General features: G+C 74.2%; 17 protein-coding genes and 1 riboswitch. Of the genes, 14 read left to right on the forward strand and 3 right to left on the reverse strand.

What is annotated here, in order from left to right:
* The first annotated feature begins 5 nt into the window (after positions 1 to 5).
* On the forward strand, positions 6 to 4,190 hold the full coding sequence (gene hrpA / locus CLV37_RS00265) for an ATP-dependent RNA helicase HrpA (protein WP_106205883.1): 4,185 nt from the start codon (positions 6 to 8) through the stop codon (positions 4,188 to 4,190).
* Positions 4,191 to 4,277: 87 nt separating this feature from the next.
* Here hrpA and CLV37_RS00270 read toward each other — a convergent pair whose 3' ends face one another.
* Positions 4,278 to 5,033, reverse strand: a complete 756-nt coding sequence (locus CLV37_RS00270) for an SDR family NAD(P)-dependent oxidoreductase (protein WP_106205885.1) — start codon at positions 5,031 to 5,033, stop codon at positions 4,278 to 4,280.
* Positions 5,034 to 5,146: 113 nt separating this feature from the next.
* Here CLV37_RS00270 and clsA point away from each other — a divergent pair, with 113 nt between their 5' ends.
* The 9 genes from clsA (at position 5,147) to CLV37_RS00315 (ending at position 10,979) form a co-directional block, all read left to right on the forward strand.
* A complete protein-coding gene (gene clsA / locus CLV37_RS00275) occupies positions 5,147 to 5,752 on the forward strand; it encodes a cardiolipin synthase ClsA (protein WP_245885167.1) in 606 nt (201 codons plus the stop codon).
* Positions 5,749 to 6,618: a DUF881 domain-containing protein gene (locus CLV37_RS00280; RefSeq protein ID WP_106205889.1), complete on the forward strand. Its 870-nt coding sequence runs from the start codon at positions 5,749 to 5,751 to the stop codon at positions 6,616 to 6,618. Before clsA ends, CLV37_RS00280 begins: the two co-directional genes overlap by 4 nt.
* 115 nt (positions 6,619 to 6,733) lie before the next feature.
* Positions 6,734 to 7,066, forward strand: coding sequence for a small basic family protein (locus tag CLV37_RS00285; protein ID WP_106205891.1), 333 nt, complete (start codon positions 6,734 to 6,736; stop codon positions 7,064 to 7,066).
* Positions 7,063 to 7,848 carry a DUF881 domain-containing protein gene (locus CLV37_RS00290; RefSeq protein WP_106205893.1) on the forward strand — a complete coding sequence of 262 codons (786 nt, stop codon included), beginning with the start codon at positions 7,063 to 7,065 and terminating at the stop codon, positions 7,846 to 7,848. Before CLV37_RS00285 ends, CLV37_RS00290 begins: the two co-directional genes overlap by 4 nt.
* A 32-nt stretch (positions 7,849 to 7,880) precedes the next feature.
* Entirely contained in the window at positions 7,881 to 8,264 is a 384-nt protein-coding gene (gene gcvH / locus CLV37_RS00295) for a glycine cleavage system protein GcvH (protein ID WP_106205895.1), read from the forward strand.
* A gap of 157 nt (positions 8,265 to 8,421) precedes the next feature.
* Complete coding sequence (locus CLV37_RS00300) at positions 8,422 to 8,946, forward strand: FHA domain-containing protein (protein WP_281260488.1); 525 nt, start codon at positions 8,422 to 8,424, stop codon at positions 8,944 to 8,946.
* Between the two features lie 41 nt (positions 8,947 to 8,987).
* The gene (gene ftsR / locus CLV37_RS00305) at positions 8,988 to 9,704 is read left to right on the forward strand and encodes a transcriptional regulator FtsR (RefSeq protein WP_106207228.1); all 717 of its coding nucleotides are present in this window, start codon (positions 8,988 to 8,990) and stop codon (positions 9,702 to 9,704) included.
* Between the two features lie 36 nt (positions 9,705 to 9,740).
* A complete protein-coding gene (locus CLV37_RS00310) occupies positions 9,741 to 10,220 on the forward strand; it encodes a bifunctional nuclease family protein (RefSeq protein WP_106205897.1) in 480 nt (159 codons plus the stop codon).
* A gap of 153 nt (positions 10,221 to 10,373) precedes the next feature.
* Positions 10,374 to 10,979, forward strand: a complete 606-nt coding sequence (locus tag CLV37_RS00315; protein ID WP_106205899.1) for a MerR family transcriptional regulator — start codon at positions 10,374 to 10,376, stop codon at positions 10,977 to 10,979.
* A gap of 142 nt (positions 10,980 to 11,121) precedes the next feature.
* Here CLV37_RS00315 and CLV37_RS00320 read toward each other — a convergent pair whose 3' ends face one another.
* Together CLV37_RS00320 and CLV37_RS00325 are read right to left on the reverse strand one after the other, a co-directional pair.
* Entirely contained in the window at positions 11,122 to 11,811 is a 690-nt protein-coding gene (locus CLV37_RS00320) for an SMI1/KNR4 family protein (protein WP_106205901.1), read from the reverse strand.
* 144 nt (positions 11,812 to 11,955) lie between these two features.
* Positions 11,956 to 12,717, reverse strand: a complete 762-nt coding sequence (locus tag CLV37_RS00325; protein ID WP_170126976.1) for a ParA family protein — start codon at positions 12,715 to 12,717, stop codon at positions 11,956 to 11,958.
* A 49-nt stretch (positions 12,718 to 12,766) separates the two neighbouring features.
* Positions 12,767 to 12,862, forward strand: a riboswitch (glycine riboswitch).
* Positions 12,863 to 12,935: 73 nt separating this feature from the next.
* On the opposite strand from CLV37_RS00325, the gene gcvP reads away from it, so the two are divergent.
* The 4 genes from gcvP (at position 12,936) to CLV37_RS00345 (ending at position 17,957) form a co-directional block, all read left to right on the forward strand.
* The gene (gene gcvP, locus CLV37_RS00330) at positions 12,936 to 15,812 is read left to right on the forward strand and encodes an aminomethyl-transferring glycine dehydrogenase (RefSeq protein ID WP_106205905.1); all 2,877 of its coding nucleotides are present in this window, start codon (positions 12,936 to 12,938) and stop codon (positions 15,810 to 15,812) included.
* A 104-nt stretch (positions 15,813 to 15,916) separates the two neighbouring features.
* Positions 15,917 to 16,327 (forward strand): VanZ family protein, encoded by a 411-nt coding sequence (locus tag CLV37_RS00335; RefSeq protein ID WP_170126977.1) that lies wholly within the window; start codon positions 15,917 to 15,919, stop codon positions 16,325 to 16,327.
* 5 nt (positions 16,328 to 16,332) lie between these two features.
* Positions 16,333 to 16,824: an NfeD family protein gene (locus tag CLV37_RS00340; protein ID WP_106207232.1), complete on the forward strand. Its 492-nt coding sequence runs from the start codon at positions 16,333 to 16,335 to the stop codon at positions 16,822 to 16,824.
* Entirely contained in the window at positions 16,824 to 17,957 is a 1,134-nt protein-coding gene (locus CLV37_RS00345) for an SPFH domain-containing protein (protein ID WP_245885168.1), read from the forward strand. The genes CLV37_RS00340 and CLV37_RS00345 overlap by 1 nt, the downstream gene beginning before the upstream one ends.
* The last annotated feature ends 4 nt before the right edge of the window (positions 17,958 to 17,961 follow it).

Below are 17,961 nucleotides of genomic sequence, written 5' to 3' on the forward strand. Positions count from 1 at the left end.
GGGCCATGTCCGGTCCCACGTCGCGACGCCAGCGTCCCGCCTCCCGCCACCGCCCCTCCCGCGACGGCTCGCCGCGACGTCCCGGACCCGGCGCCCGCGCCCTGCCGGACGACCCGCGCGCGCACGCCCTCGCCCAGCGCCTGGCCGGGGTCTCGCTGCGTGACGAGGACCGGGTCCGCCGCCGGCTCGCCGGCCTCGCCCGGCGCCCCGCCGAGGCCTTCGAGTCCGAGCTGCCCGCCCTGGAGGAGCTCACCGCCACCGCCGAGGCCCGCACCGCGCGCCGGGCGGCGAGCGTGCCCGCGGTGCACTACCCCGAGCAGCTGCCGGTCAGCCAGGAGAAGGACCGCATCGCCGACGCCCTGCGCGAGCACCAGGTGATCGTCGTGGCCGGTGAGACGGGGTCCGGCAAGACCACCCAGCTGCCCAAGGTCTGCCTCGAGATCGGCCGCGGGGTGCGCGGCCGGATCGGGCACACCCAGCCCCGGCGCATCGCCGCCCGCGCCGTCGCCGAACGCGTCGCCGAGGAACTGGGGACCGAGCTCGGCGGGACCGTCGGCTACGCCGTGCGGTTCACCGACACCGTCGGGGAGGACTCCCTCGTCAAGGTCATGACCGACGGGATCCTGCTGGCCGAGATCCAGCGCGACCCCGAGCTGCTGCAGTACGACACCCTCATCGTCGACGAGGCGCACGAACGCAGCCTCACGATCGACTTCCTCCTCGGCTACCTCGCCCAGCTCCTGCCGCGCCGGCCCGAGCTGAAGCTCGTCATCACCTCGGCGACCATCGACCCCGAACGGTTCTCCCGGCACTTCGGCGGGGCGCCGATCCTGGAGGTCTCCGGCCGCACCTACCCCGTCGAGGTCCGCTACCGGCCCCTGCTGGCCGCCGAGCTCGCCGAGGAACTGCTCGGCGAGGACCTGGAGGAGGGCGAGACCCTCGACGCCGGTGACGACGCGCTCGAGCAGCTCGTGGGCGACGACCGCGACCAGACCGAGGCGATCCTCGACGCCGTGCGCGAACTCGGTGCCGAGGGGCCGGGGGACGTCCTCGTGTTCCTGCCCGGGGAACGGGAGATCCGCGACACCGCCGAGGCCCTCGGGGACCTCGTGAAGGAGCGGGACTTCCGCGGCACCGAGATCCTGCCGCTGTTCGCGCGGTTGTCCGCCGAGGAGCAGCACCGCGTGTTCCGCCCGCACGGCAACCGGCGGATCGTGCTGGCCACCAACGTCGCCGAGACGTCGCTGACGGTCCCCGGGATCCGGTACGTCGTCGACGCCGGGACCGCGCGCATCTCCCGGTACTCGCACCGCACGAAGGTGCAGCGCCTCCCCGTGGAACGGATCTCGCAGGCCTCGGCGAACCAGCGCGCCGGGCGCTGCGGCCGTGTCGCCGACGGGATCTGCATCCGCCTGTACTCGCAGGCCGACTACGAGTCCCGCCCGGAGTTCACCGACCCCGAGATCCTGCGGACCAACCTGGCCGCCGTCATCCTGCAGATGGCCTCCCTCGGGCTGGGCGACATCGCGGCGTTCCCCTTCGTCGAACCGCCCGAGCGGCGGGCGATCACCGACGGTCTGGACCTGCTGGCCGAACTGGGCGCGCTCGAGCAGGCCCGGCCCACCGACCGCGGGGTCCCGCGCCTGACGCGCACCGGGCGCGACCTGGCGAAGCTGCCGATCGACCCGCGGCTGGGGCGGATGGTGCTGGAGGCCCAGCGCAACGGCTGCCTGCGCGACGTCCTCGTCGTCGTCGCGGCCCTGTCGGTGCAGGACCCGCGCGAGCGGCCGCTGGAGCAGCGCGAACGGGCCGCCCAGCTGCACGCCAGGTTCCGCCACGAGAACTCCGACTTCCTGACGTACCTGAACCTGTGGTCGTACCTGCAGCACCTGCAGGCCGACCTGTCCAGCTCGGCGTTCCGGCGGCGGGTCAAGGCCGAGATGCTGCACTTCCTGCGCATCCGGGAGTGGCAGGACACCTACTCCCAGCTGCGTCGCGTCGTGCGGGACCTGGGGTTCGGCGTCGAGCGGCCCGAGTCCGCAGAACCCGGCGAGGGGGAGCTGTTCCCCGACCCCGGTTACGACGCCGACGCCGTGCACCGCTCCCTGCTCTCGGGGCTGCTGGGCAACATCGGGCTCAAGGACGTCCGCGAGGAGGCCGGGGGTTCGCGCCGCGAACCCCGCCGTGAACCCCGCCGCGAGTCCCGGCGCCAGCAGGTGGAGTACACCGGCGCCCGCGGGGCGAAGTTCGCGGTCTCGCCCGGGTCGGCGCTGGGCCGCAAGAACCCCGACTGGGTCGTGGCCGCCGAACTGGTCGAGACGTCGCGGTTGTGGGCGCGCGTCGTCGCCGGCATCGACCCGCGCTGGATCGAGCCGCTGGCCGAGCACGTCGTCAAGCGCACACACTCCGAACCCCGCTGGTCGCGCAAGCGGGCCGCCGTCGTCGCCAACGAGCGCGTCACCCTCTACGGGGTCCCCGTCGTCGCCTCCCGGACCGTGCCCTACGGCGGCATCGACCCCGAACTGTCGCGGGACCTGTTCCTGCGCAACGCCCTCGTGGAGGGCGACTTCGAGACCCGGCACGCGTTCTTCCACCGCAACCGCGAACTGCTCGCCGAGGCCGAGGAGCTGGAGAACCGCGCCCGCCGCCGCGACATCGTCGTCGACGACGAGGTGCTCTTCGCGTTCTACGACGCGCGGGTGCCCGCCGACGTCGTCTCCGGCCGGCACTTCGACGCCTGGTGGAAGGACGCCCGGCGCACCGACCCCGACCTGCTCACGTTCGACCCGGCCATGCTGGTCACCGAGGAGGACGTGGTCAGCGAGGAGCAGTTCCCCCTGACCTGGCGCCAGGGGGACCTCGACCTCGCGCTGGAGTACGTCTTCGACCCCGGTTCGGCCGCGGACGGGGTGAGCGTCGACGTGCCCGTCGAGGTCGTCAACCGCTTCGACGACCGCGACCTGCTGTGGCAGGTCCCCGGTTTCCGGCTCGACCTCGTGACGGCCATGATCCGCGCGCTGCCCAAGGAACTGCGCAAGAACCTCGCCCCCGCACCGGACAAGGCCGCCCGCTTCCTCGAGCGGGTCCAGCCGCACCACGAGCAGTTCTGGCCCGCGTGGGAGCGCGAGCTGCCGCGGCTGGGGGACGGCACCGAGATCTACGAGCAGGACGTCGACTGGTCCAAGGTCCCCGGCCACCTGCGCCCGACGTTCCGCGTCCGCGGCGCCGACGGGTCGGTCATCGCCGCGGGCAAGGACTTCCCGCGGCTGCGCGCGCAGCTGGAGTCGACCGTCGAGGAGACCCTGACGGCGGCCGCCGACGAGGTGCAGCGCACGGGGGAGACGTCGTGGGCGAACCTGCCCGCGCGCATCGAGACCACCCACACCAGCGTGGTGCGCGGCAGCGACGTCACCTCGTTCCCGGCCCTGGTGGACGAGGGCACCAGCGTGGGGTTGCGCACGTTCCCGAGCGTCGGGCAGGCCCGGACCGCGCACCGCGAGGGCGTGCTGCGCCTGCTGCTGCTGGCGCTGCCCTCACCCGCGAAGGCCGTCCTGGACGGACTGGCGAACGACGCGAAGCTGCTGCTGGCCCGCGCCCCGCACGGGAACGCGGCCGCGGTCGTCGCCGACGCCGCGCACGCCGCGGCCGCGCAGCTGCTCGACGCGGCGCACGGGGCCGACGTCCGTTCCGCCGAGGAGTTCGAGCGTCTCGTGCAGACCGTGCGGCCGCGGTTCGCGGACCTCACCGCGACCGCCGTCGACCGGACGCTGCGGGTCCTGCGCACGGCCGCGGCGGTCGAGAAGAACATCTCCCGCACCTCCAGCCTGGTCCTCGTCCCCTCGCTGGCCGACGTCCGGGAGCAGTTCACCGGGCTCGTGCACGCGGGGTTCGTGGCCGAGACGGGGGTCGACCGGCTGCCGGACCTGCTGCGCTACCTGCAGGGGATCGACCGCCGGCTCGCGACGATGCCGGACAACCCGCAGCGCGACCGGGTGCGGATGGCCGAGTTCGCCCGCGTCCGGGACGAGTGGGCCGCCCGGGTGCGGCGCGCGGGGGAGCCGGTGCCGCCGGACCTGGCCCGGATCCGCTGGACCCTGGAGGAACTGCGCCTGCAGAAGTTCGCGCCGGGCGTCCCCACGGCCCACCCCGTGAGCGACGAGCGCGTCCTGAAGGCCCTCGCCGACCTCTGAGCGGTCACCACCGCGCCGAAGGCACACCTCCCGCCTCCGAAACCGCTGGAGGAGGGCGGGAGGTGTGCCTTCGGCGGGGTCCGGAGGTCAGTGGGCGGCGTACCCGCCGTCGACGAGGTGGTAGGACCCCGTCACGAAGCTCGCGGCGTCGCTGGCCAGGAACGCGGTCAGGGCCGCGACCTCCTCGGGCGTCCCGAGCCGGCCGGTGGCGTGCTGGGCGGCGAGGGCGGTCTTGGCGTCGTCGGTCAGGTTCGCGTCCAGCAGGGGGGTGCTGATGAACCCCGGGCCGATCGCGTTGACGCGCACGCCCCGGCCCGAGTACTCCAGCGCGGCGGTCTTCGTCAGGCCGACGACGGCGTGCTTGGAGGTGACGTAGGCGCTGGACGCCTGGATGCCGACGCTGCCGAGCACCGAGGCCATGTTCACGATGGAACCGCCGCCCGCGGCGAGCATCGCGGGGATCTGCGCCTTGAGGCCGTAGAACACCGCGTTGAGGTTGACGTCGATGACCTTGTGCCAGGACTCCAGGGAGTACTCGGCGACCGGCACGGCCTCGCCGCCGATGCCGGCGTTGTTGACGGCGACCTTCAGCGGCGCCAGCTCACCGGCGGCGGCGACCATCGCGACGTTGGTGTCGTACTCGGCGACGTTCCCGGCGAACGCCCGTGCGGTGCCGCCGGCAGCGGTGATCTCGGCGGCGACGCGTTCGGCGGCCTCGCCGGACAGGTCGGCGACGAGGACGGCGGCGCCGCCGCGCGCCAGTTCGAGGGCGACGGCGCGGCCGATGCCGGAACCGCCGCCGGTGACGATCGCCGAGCGGTCGGCGAGGTCGTAGGTGGCCATGGGATCTCCTCTGATCATGTGTTCGACAGGTGTCGGGCAACACTCCGACTGTACGCCTGACGAACGACCTCACCCCGGCCGGGTCGTAGGCTGCTCGTCCGGACGGACGAACGGTGAGGGGCGGGACCACGGTGGTGACGGCGGGCGAGCAGGTCGTCAGCACCCGGGTCCTGACGGTCCCCAACGCGCTGAGCGCCCTGCGGCTGCTGCTCGTCCCCGTCTTCGCCGTCCTCATCGTCGACGGGCAGGACGGCTGGGCGCTGGCCGTCCTCGCCGTCAGCGGGGCCAGCGACTACCTCGACGGCAACCTCGCCCGCCGCTGGAACCAGGTCACCCGGCTCGGGCAGGTGCTCGACCCCTTCGCCGACCGCCTCTACATCCTCACGACGCTGCTCGGCCTGGCCTACCGCGGGCTCATCCCCTGGTGGCTCGTCCTCGTCCTCGTCGCCCGCGACGCCACGATGGTCTGCACGCTGCCGGTGCTCGCCCGCCTCGGCCACAGCGCCCTGCCCGTGCACTTCCTCGGCAAGGCCGGCACGTTCTGCCTGCTCTACGCCTTCCCGCTGCTGCTGCTGGGCGAGCTCTCGCAGACCCTCGCCCTCGTCGCGGGGGCGCTCGGCTGGGCCTTCGCCCTGTGGGGCACCGGGTTGTACTGGTGGGCGGGCATCCTCTACGTCCGGCAGGTCGCCCAGCTGTGGCGGGCCGAGCACCGCCCGTGAAACCGCCCCTGAAGCTGCCGGTGAGGCTGCCCCGGCTCCCCGTCCACTTCGACCCCGACCGCGACCCCGCCGCGAGCACGCGGCTGCTCACCGAGGTCATGACCCGGCCCCTGGACCCCGGCTACGCCGCCGCGGCACGCCGCCGGGCCGAGTCCGGGGAGCCGCCCGCCCGCCGGCACCGCGTCGTGACGGTCGCGGCGCTGTGCGCCATCGGCGCGCTCTTCGCGGCCGCCGGGATCCGGGCCGCGGCCGCCGAACCGGCCGCCGACCGGGGCCGGGCCCAGCTCGCGCAGCGCATCGAGGACGGCACCGCCCGCGCCGACGCCCTCGCCGCGCAGGCCGCCGAGCTGCAGGCCGGCAACGCCCGGCTCGCCGCGCAGCTCGGCGGCGCGCCCGCCGCGTCGGCCGACGCGCGGTCCGCCGGGCTCGAGGTCGCCGCCGCCGCGACGGCCGTCACGGGACCGGGCGTGCAGGTCGTCCTCGACGACGCGCCCACGGCCGCCGAGGCGGGCGGCACCTCGGGCCGCGTCGTGGACCGCGACGTCCAGCTCGTCGTCAACGGCCTGTGGGCCTCGGGGGCCGAGGCCGTGGCGATCAACGGGCAGCGGCTCGGCGCCCTGTCCTCCATCCGGGCCGCCGGTCAGGCCGTCCTCGTCGACTACCGGCCCCTGACCCTGCCGTACACCGTCTCGGCCGTCGGGGACCCCGCCGCGGTGCAGACGGCGTTCGCGACGTCGGTGGCCGGGCGCTACCTGCAGGTCCTGCGCGACAACTACGGCATCCGCACCCGGGTCTCGACCGCCGACCACCTCGAGCTGCCCGCCGCGCGGCTCGAGGTCCGGTTCGCGCAGCCGCAGGGCCAGTAGGGTTCCGCGTCGTGGACGAGGATCGGCGCGTCGGCGCCCGCAGGCCGTCGACACCCCGCAGACCCCGCGGACCCCTGGGACGTCGTGCGGAGCGCGCGGACGGAGGGTCGGGCCGGTGATCGCAGCCCTCGGGCTCGTCGTGGGCGTCGTCGTCGGGGTGCTCCTGCACCCCGAGGTGCCGGTGGCCCTGCAGCCCTACCTGCCGATCGCCGTCGTGGCGGCCCTCGACGCCGTCTTCGGCGGGTTGCGGGCCGTGCTCGACGGGATCTTCGACGACAAGGTCTTCGTCGTCTCCTTCGCCTCCAACGCGGTCGTGGCCGCCCTCATCGTCTACCTCGGCGACCAGCTCGGCGTCGGTTCGCAGCTGTCGACGGGCGTCGTGGTCGTCCTCGGCGTCCGCATCTTCTCCAACGTCGCAGCCATCCGGCGGCACCTGTTCAACGCATGAGCACGCCCGCACCGACCCCCGCACCCGGGACCGCACCGGCGCCCGGCCCCCGCGCGAACCCGTGGCGGCGGTTGTGGCGCGCCGCGGGCCCGCGCGCCACCCGGGGCCAGCTCCTGGCGGGGGTCCTGTGCGCCGCCCTCGGCTTCGGGGTCGTCGTGCAGGTGCGGCAGACGAACGTGTCGGGGCTGGCCGACCTGCGCGAGAGCGACCTCGTGCGGATCCTGGACGACACCACCGAACGCGGCGACCGGCTCGCGGGGGAGGTGCAGGACCTGCAGGCCACGCGGCAGCGGCTGACGCAGGGCTCGGACCAGGCCCAGGCCGCCGCGGACGCCGCCGCCGCGCGCGCCCAGGAGTACGGGCTGCTCGCCGGAACCCTGGCCGCGCACGGACCGGGCATCGTGGCGACGATCACCGATCCCGGCGCGAAGCTGCGCTCGACGAACCTCATCCAGCTCGTCCAAGAGCTGCGCGACTCCGGGGCCGAGGCCGTCCAGGTCGGGACCGCGCGGGTCGTGGCCCAGACGGCGTTCACGGACGGCAGCGGCGGGGTGCTCGTCGACGGCGTGCTGCAACGGTCCCCGTACGTCGTGACGGTCGTCGGCGACCCCTCGACCCTGGCCACGGCCATGGACATCCCCGGCGGGGTCCGCGAGACGCTGCGCTCGGCCGGAGCCGACCTCGTCGTGGACCAGGCCCCCGGCCCCGACGGTGTGCGGGTGACCGCCTTGCACGCCGTCTCGGCGCCTCAGTACGCTCGCCCGGCGTCACCGGCGCCGTGACGCACCCCCCTTCCCGAGGAGCCCTCCGCACCATGTCGAACGTCCCCGCCGACCTGCGGTACACCAGCGAGCACGAGTGGGTGCGCGTCGAGGCCGACGGCACCGTGCGCGTCGGCATCACCGACCACGCCCAGGACCAGCTCGGTGACGTCGTCTACGTCTCGCTGCCGGCCGAGGGGGAGACGGTCAGCGCGGGCGGTTCCTGCGGCGAGGTCGAGTCGACCAAGAGCGTCAGCGACATCACCGCACCCGTCTCGGGCACGGTCACGGCGCACAACCCCGGGCTGGAGACCCGCCCGGACCTCGTCAACACCGACCCCTACGGCGACGGCTGGATGTTCACCCTCACCCCGGACGACGCCGCGCAGGTCGAGGGGCTGCTCGACGCGGCGGCCTACGCCGCGCACGTCGGCTGACGCCCGCGACCGTCCACGGCCCCCGCCCGGGCGAACACGCGCGACACGCGGGCTGACCTGCGCGTCGACCCCGGCTAGGGTGGCCTACGAAGTTCCGAACGTGACGACCGGTCGGCAGACCGTGCTCACGTGCACCATCAGCGAGAGGTGGGTGTCGATGTCTGCGCCGGGTTCCGAGCCGACCGGTGGGCCGAGCGACCGGCCGGACGAGGGGACCGCCCCGGACCGTCCCGCTCCCGAACGTCCCGTCGACTCCACGATGTCCTTCGCCGGGCTCGCCGTCCCGGAGGTCCACGAGGCCGCCGACCGCGGGCTGACCAGCGACGACACCGAGGCCATCGAGGCGCTGCCCGCCGGGTCGGCGCTGCTCGTGGTCCGTCGCGGGCCGAACGCCGGGTCGCGCTTCCTGCTCGACGCCGAGCGGACCTCCGCGGGGCGGCACCAGACGAGCGACATCTTCCTCGACGACGTCACGGTCTCGCGCAAGCACGCTGAGTTCCTGCGCGCGCCCGACCCGGCGACGGGCCCGGGGTTCCGGGTGCGCGACGTCGGCAGCCTCAACGGCACGTACGTCAACCGCGAGCGCATCGACGACGTCCTGCTGAGCGCGGGCGACGAGGTGCAGATCGGCAAGTACCGCCTGGAGTTCCACCCCAGCCCCCGCGTGGCGGGCCGCTCGTGAGCGCCGCCGGAGCCCGTCGGCTGGACCCCAGCCTCCCGCGCATGACCATCGGGGAGGTCATGGCGATCCTCAGCCCCGAGTTCGACGACCTCACCATCTCCAAGATCCGCTTCCTCGAGGAGCAGGGTCTCGTCGAGCCGGGACGCACCGCGGCCGGCTACCGCAAGTTCTCCTCCGACGACGTCGACCGGCTGCGGTACGTGCTGTCCGCCCAGCGCGACCACTACCTGCCGCTGAAGGTGATCCGGGAGAACCTCGAGGCGCTCGACCGCGGACTTGAGCTCCCCGAACCGGTGGACGCCGCCCCGCGCGTGCCGGGGGCACCGGCCGTCACGGGCGTACCGGGAGCCGACCGCTTCGACGGGCACGCCGCCAGGCTGCGGCTGACCCGCAGCGAACTGCTGCGCGAGTCCGGCGTGGAGGCCGACCTCCTCGACGCCCTGGAGGGCTTCGGGGTCCTGTCACCCGCCCCTGGTGGTCCCTGGTACGACGGGGAGGCCCTGGAGGTCCTGCGGGCCGCCGCGGACCTGTCCGCCCACGGCATCGAGGCGCGCCACCTGCGGATCTTCCGCTCGGCGGCCGACCGCGAGGTCGCCCTCGCCGAGCAGGTCGCGGCGCCGCTGCAGCGTTCGGGGCAACGCTCCGGTTCGGCCGAGCAGGCCGCGCGCGCCGACCAGGTGACCCGCGAGATCGCCGCCGCCTGCCTGCGGCTGCACACCGCGCTCGTGGCCGGCGCCCTGGGGCGCGGCACGCGCTGATCCGCCCCCGGCCCCGTTCGGGGGTACGGTGAACCCGTGCGTGCGCTCGATGTCATCGGCGTCAGGGTCGAGATGCCTTCCAACAACCCGATCGTGCTGCTGCGCGAGCGCGACGGCGACCGGTACCTGCCGATCTGGATCGGTGCCCCGGAAGCCAGCGCCATCGCCTTCGCCCAGCAGGGGGTCGTGCCGCCCCGGCCGCTGACCCACGACCTGCTCAAGGACGTCATCGAGGCCGTCGGCCGCCGCCTCGAGGAGGTGCGGATCGTCGCGGTCAAGGACAACGTCTACTACGCCGAACTCGCCTTCGACGGGGGCCTGACGGTCAGCTCGCGCACGTCGGACGCCATCGCGCTCGCCCTGCGGGTCGGGTGCCCGATCGTCAGCGCCGAAGGCGTCCTGGACTCGGGCGGCGTCCCGGTCCCCGACGAGGACGAGGACGAGGTCGAGAAGTTCCGCGAGTTCCTCGACCACATCTCGCCCGAGGACTTCGAGTCCGGGGCGGGAGAGCAGTAGGACGAGGCGAACAGGGCCGTCCGGGTCACGAACGGGTCACGGCGCACGCCGCGCCGCGCGCCTCGTTGACGCTCCGGGGGTGCTCTTCTACGGTCAGTGTGCAGGACGCTCCCGGTCGAACTCCCGTCGGGTGGCGATGACGAGGAGGCCGGCGTGAGCAGTGGCGACACAGTCGCAGGGTCGCGGAAGGTGTCCCGACCCGCGCGTGCGCAGGGTCTGTTGTTCGCCGAGGACCTGCCGGACCTCGACGACGAGGTCGGCTACCGCGGGCAGACCGCGTGCAAGGCCGCCGGGATCACCTACCGCCAGCTCGACTACTGGGCCCGCACCGGCCTGGTCGAGCCCAGCGTGCGCAGTGCCTCCGGATCGGGGTCGCAGCGGCTCTACGGCTTCCGCGACATCCTGGTCCTGAAGGTCGTCAAGCGGCTCCTGGACACCGGCGTCTCGCTGCACCAGATCCGCTCGGCCGTGACCCACCTGCGCGAACGCGGTGTCGAGGACCTCGCGCAGATCACCCTCATGTCCGACGGGGCCAGCGTCTACGAGTGCACCTCGGCCGACGAGGTCATAGATCTCGTCCAGGGCGGTCAGGGCGTCTTCGGCATCGCCGTCGGCCGCGTGTGGCGCGAGGTCGAGGGTGAGCTCGCCTCGCTGCCCAGCGAACGCCCCGCCGACCGCGAGCAGCCCCAGGAGGGGCAGGACCCGATGGTCCTGGCCGACGAGCTGTCCCGCCGCCGCGCCGCCCGCGAAGCGGGCTGAACCTTCTGGTCGCTGGTCCGGGCGGCTCCACGTGTTCGCGCCGGACGCTCAGAACGACGAGCGGCCCCTGGATCCTGGCGGATCCCAAGGGCCGTTCGTCGTTCTGAGCGTCCGGCGCGAACGTCGCCGCCTGGACCAGCTCCTATTCCACCAACTCGCGGCGGGGGAGGGCCTGCATGGCGAAGGGGTCGCTCACCCAGTCGTGGGCGTCGGGCAGCCAGATCACCGCGGCCAGCAGCGAGTCCGCCCAGGCGCCGAGCAGTTCGTCGAGCCCGACGCGCCAGGAGTGCTGGTAGCCCTCCCCGTCGTCGGCCAGCACGATCTGCTCGGCGACGGCCCGGCTGCTGCCGAGCCGGACGGCGATCAGCTCCTCGTCGCGGGCGAACAGGGGCAGCAGCGCCGGCGGGGCGGCGAGTCCGGGGCCCTGCCCGCTGGCCCGTCGCAGGGCCTCCTCGAGGGTCAGCGGGACCCAGCCGCCGGGGCCGACGCTGGGGGCGCTGGTGCGGTAGGCGGTGCGGACGGGGTCGACCCCGTCGATCGCCCGCCACCAGGCACGCGCCCCGCGGGGCAGGAGCAGGCCCAGCTGGCGTTCCACGGCGTCCAGGCGGGCGTCGTCGACGCCGGGGCGCAGGCGGGTGGCGATGTCCGCGCCCGAGCGGGTCCACTGCGCCCGCAGGCGCTGGACGAGGCCGGTGATGCGGTCGGACTCGGGGTCGGTGGCCGGCAGGCGCACGGGCGCGGGGACGGCACCGGCCGGTCGGGCGGGGCGCACGAGGCGTGGCGCGCGGGAGGTGGGCTGGCCGGCTTCGAGGGGGGTGTTGGACGACGTCACAGGACCTCCTAGGACCCGCAGCGTGCGCGGGCAGAGCGGGGGCGGCACCAACGGGGGTGTTCCCCGGGCGCACGCCGTCTCAGGACGGTAGACGCTCGCGGATCATCCCGCACCTTGGACGTACCGCACCCCGGAACGGTTCCCTCACGCGGGGGCGAGCACCCGGTCCAGGATGCTGTCGAACTGCCCCGCAAGCGTTCTGGCCGTCCGGGTCCTCAGCGCGTGCAGGGGGACGCCGGCGCCCTGCGACTGCGGCACCGACACCCGGTCGGGCAGGGGCTCCAGGACGAGGTCGCCGAACAGCGCCCGCAGCTCCTCGTACCGGAACCTCTGCTCGCCCGAGCGCGGGGTGAAGCGGTTGACCTGGATGCCGACGATCCGGGGGGCCTGCCGCAGGGCGCGCACCTCCCGCACCGTGCGGTCCACGGCGGCGACGGAGAACCGGCTGGCGTCGGAGACGACGAGGACGGCGTCGGCCGCCCGCCACGCCGAGCGCGTCAGGCCGTTGAGCGAGGGCGGGGTGTCGAGCAGGGCCAGCGCGTGGTCGTCGAGCTTCTTCAGCGCGCGCCGCAACGACTTCAGCGTCTCCTCGTCCGCGTCGGGGGTGTCCAGGCCGGCCGAGGCGTCCGAGCCCGTCAGCACGTCGAGCAGACCGGGGTGGTCGTCGACCCAGCCGCTGGGCGCGACGGCCTCCTCGGCGACCCTGCGCTTGGGGGCCGACAGGACCGCGGCCACGTCGTGGGCCCGCTGGGCCGTCACGTCCAGGCCGGACGTGGCGTCCGCCTGGGGGTCCAGGTCGACGACGAGGGCGCTGGTGCCGCGGTGGAGGGCGGCCGAGGCGAGCCCGAGGACGACGGAGGTCTTGCCCACCCCGCCCTTGGCGCTGCAGACGGCGAGGCTGATCACGGCGCAGACCATAGCGGCGCGCCGAACCCGTAGAGTGGAGGCTGGCCGTTCACCTCGTGTGGGAGAGATCCCGATCCTGACCGATCGGGGCGCCGAAGGGGCAACATCCCCGGAACCTCTCAGGCGGAAGGACCACGTGGGGTTGGCCGCTCTGGAGCTCACCCGCGGGTGGGTGACAGACGGGGAGGTCCACCCAGTCCACGACCTCCGGAGAGCCGATGTCCTCGCCGTCCGTCCCCGCCACCGAACTGCCCGAGTTCACCCCCGAACCGGCGGCCCTGCCGTTCAGCGCCCGCCACATCGGCCCGGACGCCGCGGCCGTGGCCCGGATGCTGTCCGTCGTGGGCCTGGACTCCCTCGACGACCTCGTGGACCGGGCCGTGCCCGCGGGGATCCGCGACGGCGTGCTCGACCTGCCCGAGGCGCTCGACGAGACGTCGGTGACGGCCGCGCTGCGCGCGCTGGCCGCGAAGAACCGCGTGGTCCCCTCGATGATCGGTCTCGGGTACGTCGGCACCCGCACCCCGGCCGTGGTGCGCCGCAACGTCCTGGAGGACCCGGCCTGGTACACGGCGTACACGCCGTACCAGCCGGAGATCTCCCAGGGGCGGCTGGAGGCCCTGCTGAACTTCCAGACCGCGGTCACCGACCTGACGGGCCTGGCGATCGCCAACGCCTCCCTGCTCGACGAGGGCACCGCCGCCGCCGAGGCCATGACGCTGGCGCGCCGGACGTCCAAGGCCCCCGCCGGTGCCGTCTTCGCCGTCGACGCCGACGTCCTGCCGCAGACCCTCGCGGTCCTGCGCACCCGTGCGCTGCCGCTGGGGCTGGAGCTGGCCGTCGTCGACCTCGACGCCCCCGAGCCGCTGGCCGGTCTGGACGCGGTCTTCGGCCTGCTCGTGCAGTACCCGGGCGCTTCGGGCAAGGTCCGCGACCTCGCGCCCGTCGTGGCCGACGCCCACGCCCGCGGGGCCGTCGCCGTGGCCGCCGCCGACCTGCTCGCGCTGACCCAGCTCGTCGCACCGGGCGAGTTCGGCGCCGACGTCGCCGTGGGCTCCAGCCAGCGCTTCGGCGTCCCGATGGGCGCCGGTGGTCCGCACGCGGCGTACATGGCCGTGCGCAAGGGCCTGGAGCGGTCCCTGCCCGGCCGGCTCGTCGGGGTCTCCGTCGACGCCGACGGCAACCCGGCCTACCGCCTGGCGCTGCAGACCCGCGAGCAGCACATCCGCCGCGACAAGGCCACCTCCAACATCTGCACCGCCCAGGTCCTGCTGGCCGTGATGGCCGGCTGCTACGCCGTCTGGCACGGCCCGGAGGGGTTGCGCGCCATCGGGGCCCAGGTCGCCCGCCGCGCCGCCGCGCTCGCGCAGACCCTGCGGGCGGGCGGCGTCGAGGTCGTCCACGACGCCTTCTTCGACACGGTCCTGACCCGGGTCCCGGGCCGGGCGCGCGCCGTCGTCGACGCCGCGGTGGCCGCCGGGGTGAACCTGCGGTTCGTCGACGCCGACCACGTCGGGCTCACGGTCGACGAGACGACCACCGACGCCCACGTCGCGGCGGCCCTGGCCGGGTTCGGCCTGGACCCCGCCGAGGTGAGCGCCGAACCCGCGCTGCCCGCGGCCCTGCGCCGCACGTCGGAGTACCTGACGCACCCAGTGTTCTCGCAGCACCGCTCCGAGACGGCGATGCTGCGCTACCTGCGCCGGCTGTCCGACGCCGACTACGCCCTGGACCGCGGGGCCATCCCGCTGGGCTCGTGCACGATGAAGCTCAACGCCACGACCGAGCTGGAGCCGATCTCCTGGCCCGAGTTCGCCGACCTGCACCCGTACGCCCCCGCCGACCAGCTCGCGGGGACGGCCGAGCTCGTCGCCGACCTCGAGCGCTGGCTCGCCGAGGTCACCGGCTACGACGCGGTCTCGCTGCAGCCCAACGCCGGTTCGCAGGGGGAGTTCGCCGGGCTGCTGGCCATCCGCGCCTACCACGTGGCCCAGGGCCACGGGGAGCGCTCGGTCTGCCTCATCCCCAGCTCCGCGCACGGCACGAACGCCGCCAGCGCCGTCATGGCCGGGCTGAAGGTCGTCGTCGTGGCCTGCGACGAGGCCGGCAACGTCGACCTGGACGACCTGCGCGCCAAGGTGTCCGAGCACGCCCACGACCTGGCCGCGCTCATGGTCACCTACCCCTCCACGCACGGGGTGTACGAGGAGTCGATCCGCGAGGTCTGCGGGCTCGTCCACGACGCCGGTGGGCAGGTCTACGTCGACGGCGCGAACCTCAACGCCCTCGTCGGCCTGGCCCGGCCCGGCAAGTTCGGCGCCGACGTCTCGCACCTGAACCTGCACAAGACGTTCTGCATCCCGCACGGCGGTGGCGGCCCCGGCGTCGGGCCCGTCGCGGTCCGCTCCCACCTCGCGCCGTTCCTGCCCTCCACCGCCCCCGACGCCGGCGGGGTGGGGATGGTCTCGGCCGCCCCGTACGGTTCGGCGGGGATCCTGCCGATCCCGTGGGCCTACCTGCGCCTCATGGGCCCCGACGGGCTGCGCGCCGCGACCGTCCAGGCCGTCCTGTCGGCCAACTACGTCGCGGCCCGGCTGTCCGAGGCGTTCCCCGTCCTGTACCGCGGGCCGGGCGGGCTCGTGGCCCACGAGTGCATCCTGGACCTGCGGCCGATGACCAAGGCCACGGGCGTCACGGTCGACGACGTCGCCAAGCGCCTCGTCGACCACGGGTTCCACGCCCCGACGATGTCGTTCCCCGTCGTGGGGACCCTCATGGTCGAACCGACCGAGAGCGAGGACCTCGCCGAGCTCGACCGGTTCTGCGACGCGATGCTCGCCATCGCCGCGGAGGTGCGCGAGATCGCCGAGGGCCGCTGGGCCGTGGAGGACTCCCCGCTGCGCCACGCCCCGCACACGGCCGCCGCGCTCGTGGGGGACTGGGACCACCCGTACTCGCGCACCGAGGCGGTCTACCCGAACGGCATGGACCCGCGGGCGAAGTACTGGCCGCCGGTGCGGCGCATCGACGGCGCCGCCGGGGACCGCAACCTCGTCTGCTCCTGCCCGCCGCTGAGCGAGTACGGGCAGGACTGAACGCGGCGTGGGGGCGCTACCGACCTTCCTGGTCGAGCACGCCGCGGCCGTGCCCGTGGCCCTGCTGCTGCTCGTCGTGGCGTGCGCGGCCCTGGGGACTGGCCGTGCGCCGTCGCCCCCGGGCGGCGGCGTGGCTGTTCGCCGCTGCGCTGCTGCCCGTCGTGGGGCTGACCCTGGCCCCCGACGGGCGCGGGCGCCGCGCCGAGCAGTGGTGCCAGGCCGGCTTCACGCTGCCCTCCCTCGGCAGCGTCGAGCTGCTGGCCAACGTCGCGCTGTTCGTGCCCGCCGCGGTGTTCGGCGTCCTGCTGCTGCGCCGGCCCGTGCTCGTCGTCCTCGGCGGGTCGGCGCTGTCGGCGGGGGTCGAGGCCGTGCAGGCGGCCGTGCCCGCCCTGGGCCGTTCCTGCACGACCGACGACTGGGCCATGAACACCGCGGGCACGGTCGTGGGGGTCCTCGTCGGTGTCGCGGTCGGCTCCCTGCCGGTGGGCGTGGGTAGGATCCGCCGCAGGGGGTGATCACGATGGAGTTCCTGGACGCGCTGCTGGACCGCAGCTGGCTCATCTGGATCGCCGCCGCGCTGGTCCTGGGGATCCTCGAGATCACCGCGATCGACCTCGTCTTCGCCATGCTGGCCGGCGGGGCGCTCGCCGGCGCCCTCGCCGACGCCGCGGGGCTGGGTTTCGTCGGGCAGGTGCTCGTGGCGGCCGTCGTGGCCGCCCTGCTCATCGGCACCATCCGGCCGATCCTGCTGCGCCGGTTGCGGATGCCGCCGAGCGGCACGACGAACACCCCGGCGCTCATCGGGCGCCCGGCGATGGTGCTGGCCGAGGTCACCGCGCGCGGTGGGCAGGTCAAGCTCGTGGGCGAGACGTGGTCGGCCCGCTCGACCGGGGCGGTCTTCGACGTCGGCGAGGACGTCGTGGTCACCGCCATCGACGGCGCCACGGCCGTGGTCGGCCCCCTGCCGGAACCTCCCGCACCACCCGCCCCGACGCAGATCCCGGAGCCCTGATGGACAACGTCGTGACCCTCGTCGTGCTGGTGCTCGTCATCCTGTTCGTGGTGACGGTCATCATCCGCACGATCCGCATCGTGCCGCAGGCCACGGCGGTGATCGTCGAACGGCTGGGGCGGTACTCGCGGACGCTGGAGGCCGGGCTGCACTTCCTCGTCCCCTTCATCGACAAGGTCCGCGCCAACGTCGACCTGCGCGAGCAGGTCGTCTCGTTCCCGCCGCAGCCGGTCATCACCTCCGACAACCTCGTGGTGAGCATCGACACCGTCATCTACTACCAGCCGACCGACCCGAAGTCGGCGACGTACGAGATCGCCAACTACATCCAGGGCATCGAGCAGCTCACCGTCACGACCCTGCGCAACGTCATCGGGTCCCTGGACCTCGAGCAGACCCTGACCAGCCGTGACCAGATCAACGGCCAGCTGCGCGGGGTGCTCGACGAGGCCACCGGCCGCTGGGGCATCCGCGTGAACCGCGTGGAGCTCAAGGCGATCGACCCGCCGGCCAGCGTCCAGGACTCCATGGAGAAGCAGATGCGCGCCGAACGCGACCGGCGCGCGGCGATCCTGAACGCCGAGGGGCTCAAGCAGTCGCAGATCCTGACGGCCGAGGGCGAGAAGCAGTCCTCGATCCTGCGGGCCGAGGGGTCGGCCCAGGCCGCGATCCTGCGCTCGCAGGGTGAGGCGAAGGCCATCACCCAGGTGTTCGACGCGATCCACCGCGGCGACCCTGACCCGAAGCTGCTGGCCTACCAGTACCTGCAGACGCTGCCGCAGATCGCCCGCGGCGACGCGAACAAGGTCTGGATCGTGCCGAGCGAGCTCAACGACGCGCTCAAGGGTTTCGGCTCGATGTTCAACTCCTTCCAGAACGACGGTCCCGGGGCGGGCAGGACCGAGCGCCCCGCTCCCGAGCAGCACGACACGGGTCTGCCCGACGTGGTGCTGGAGGACCCCGCCGAGGCGCTCAAGCGGGCCCGGGAGGAGGCCGCCGGGGCGACGCGCGACGCCGAGGGCGCCACCCGCCTGGGCAAGGTCGACGTTCCCGCCGACACCTCCACCGACACCTCCACCGACACCCCCGCCGACCAGCCGGCCGCCGCCCCGACCGACGAGCCGAACCGCTGACCCC

This window comes from Kineococcus rhizosphaerae, from assembly GCF_003002055.1.
In the GTDB taxonomy this organism is placed as follows: Bacteria; Actinomycetota; Actinomycetes; order Actinomycetales; family Kineococcaceae; genus Kineococcus; species Kineococcus rhizosphaerae.

Bases quoted from the DNA above. Each gene is read 5' to 3' on its own strand.
- gcvH (WP_106205895.1), top strand. From the start codon at position 7,881: ATGTCGAACGTCCCCGCCGACCTGCGGTACACCAGCGAGCACGAGTGG.
- gcvP (WP_106205905.1), top strand. From the start codon at position 12,936: ATGTCCTCGCCGTCCGTCCCCGCCACCGAACTGCCCGAGTTCACCCCC.
- hrpA (WP_106205883.1), top strand. From the start codon at position 6: ATGTCCGGTCCCACGTCGCGACGCCAGCGTCCCGCCTCCCGCCACCGC.
- CLV37_RS00270 (WP_106205885.1), bottom strand. From the start codon at position 5,033: ATGGCCACCTACGACCTCGCCGACCGCTCGGCGATCGTCACCGGCGGC.
- CLV37_RS00300 (WP_281260488.1), top strand. From the start codon at position 8,422: ATGTCTGCGCCGGGTTCCGAGCCGACCGGTGGGCCGAGCGACCGGCCG.
- CLV37_RS00345 (WP_245885168.1), top strand. From the start codon at position 16,824: ATGGACAACGTCGTGACCCTCGTCGTGCTGGTGCTCGTCATCCTGTTC.
- CLV37_RS00290 (WP_106205893.1), top strand. From the start codon at position 7,063: ATGAGCACGCCCGCACCGACCCCCGCACCCGGGACCGCACCGGCGCCC.
- ftsR (WP_106207228.1), top strand. From the start codon at position 8,988: ATGACCATCGGGGAGGTCATGGCGATCCTCAGCCCCGAGTTCGACGAC.
- CLV37_RS00340 (WP_106207232.1), top strand. From the start codon at position 16,333: ATGGAGTTCCTGGACGCGCTGCTGGACCGCAGCTGGCTCATCTGGATC.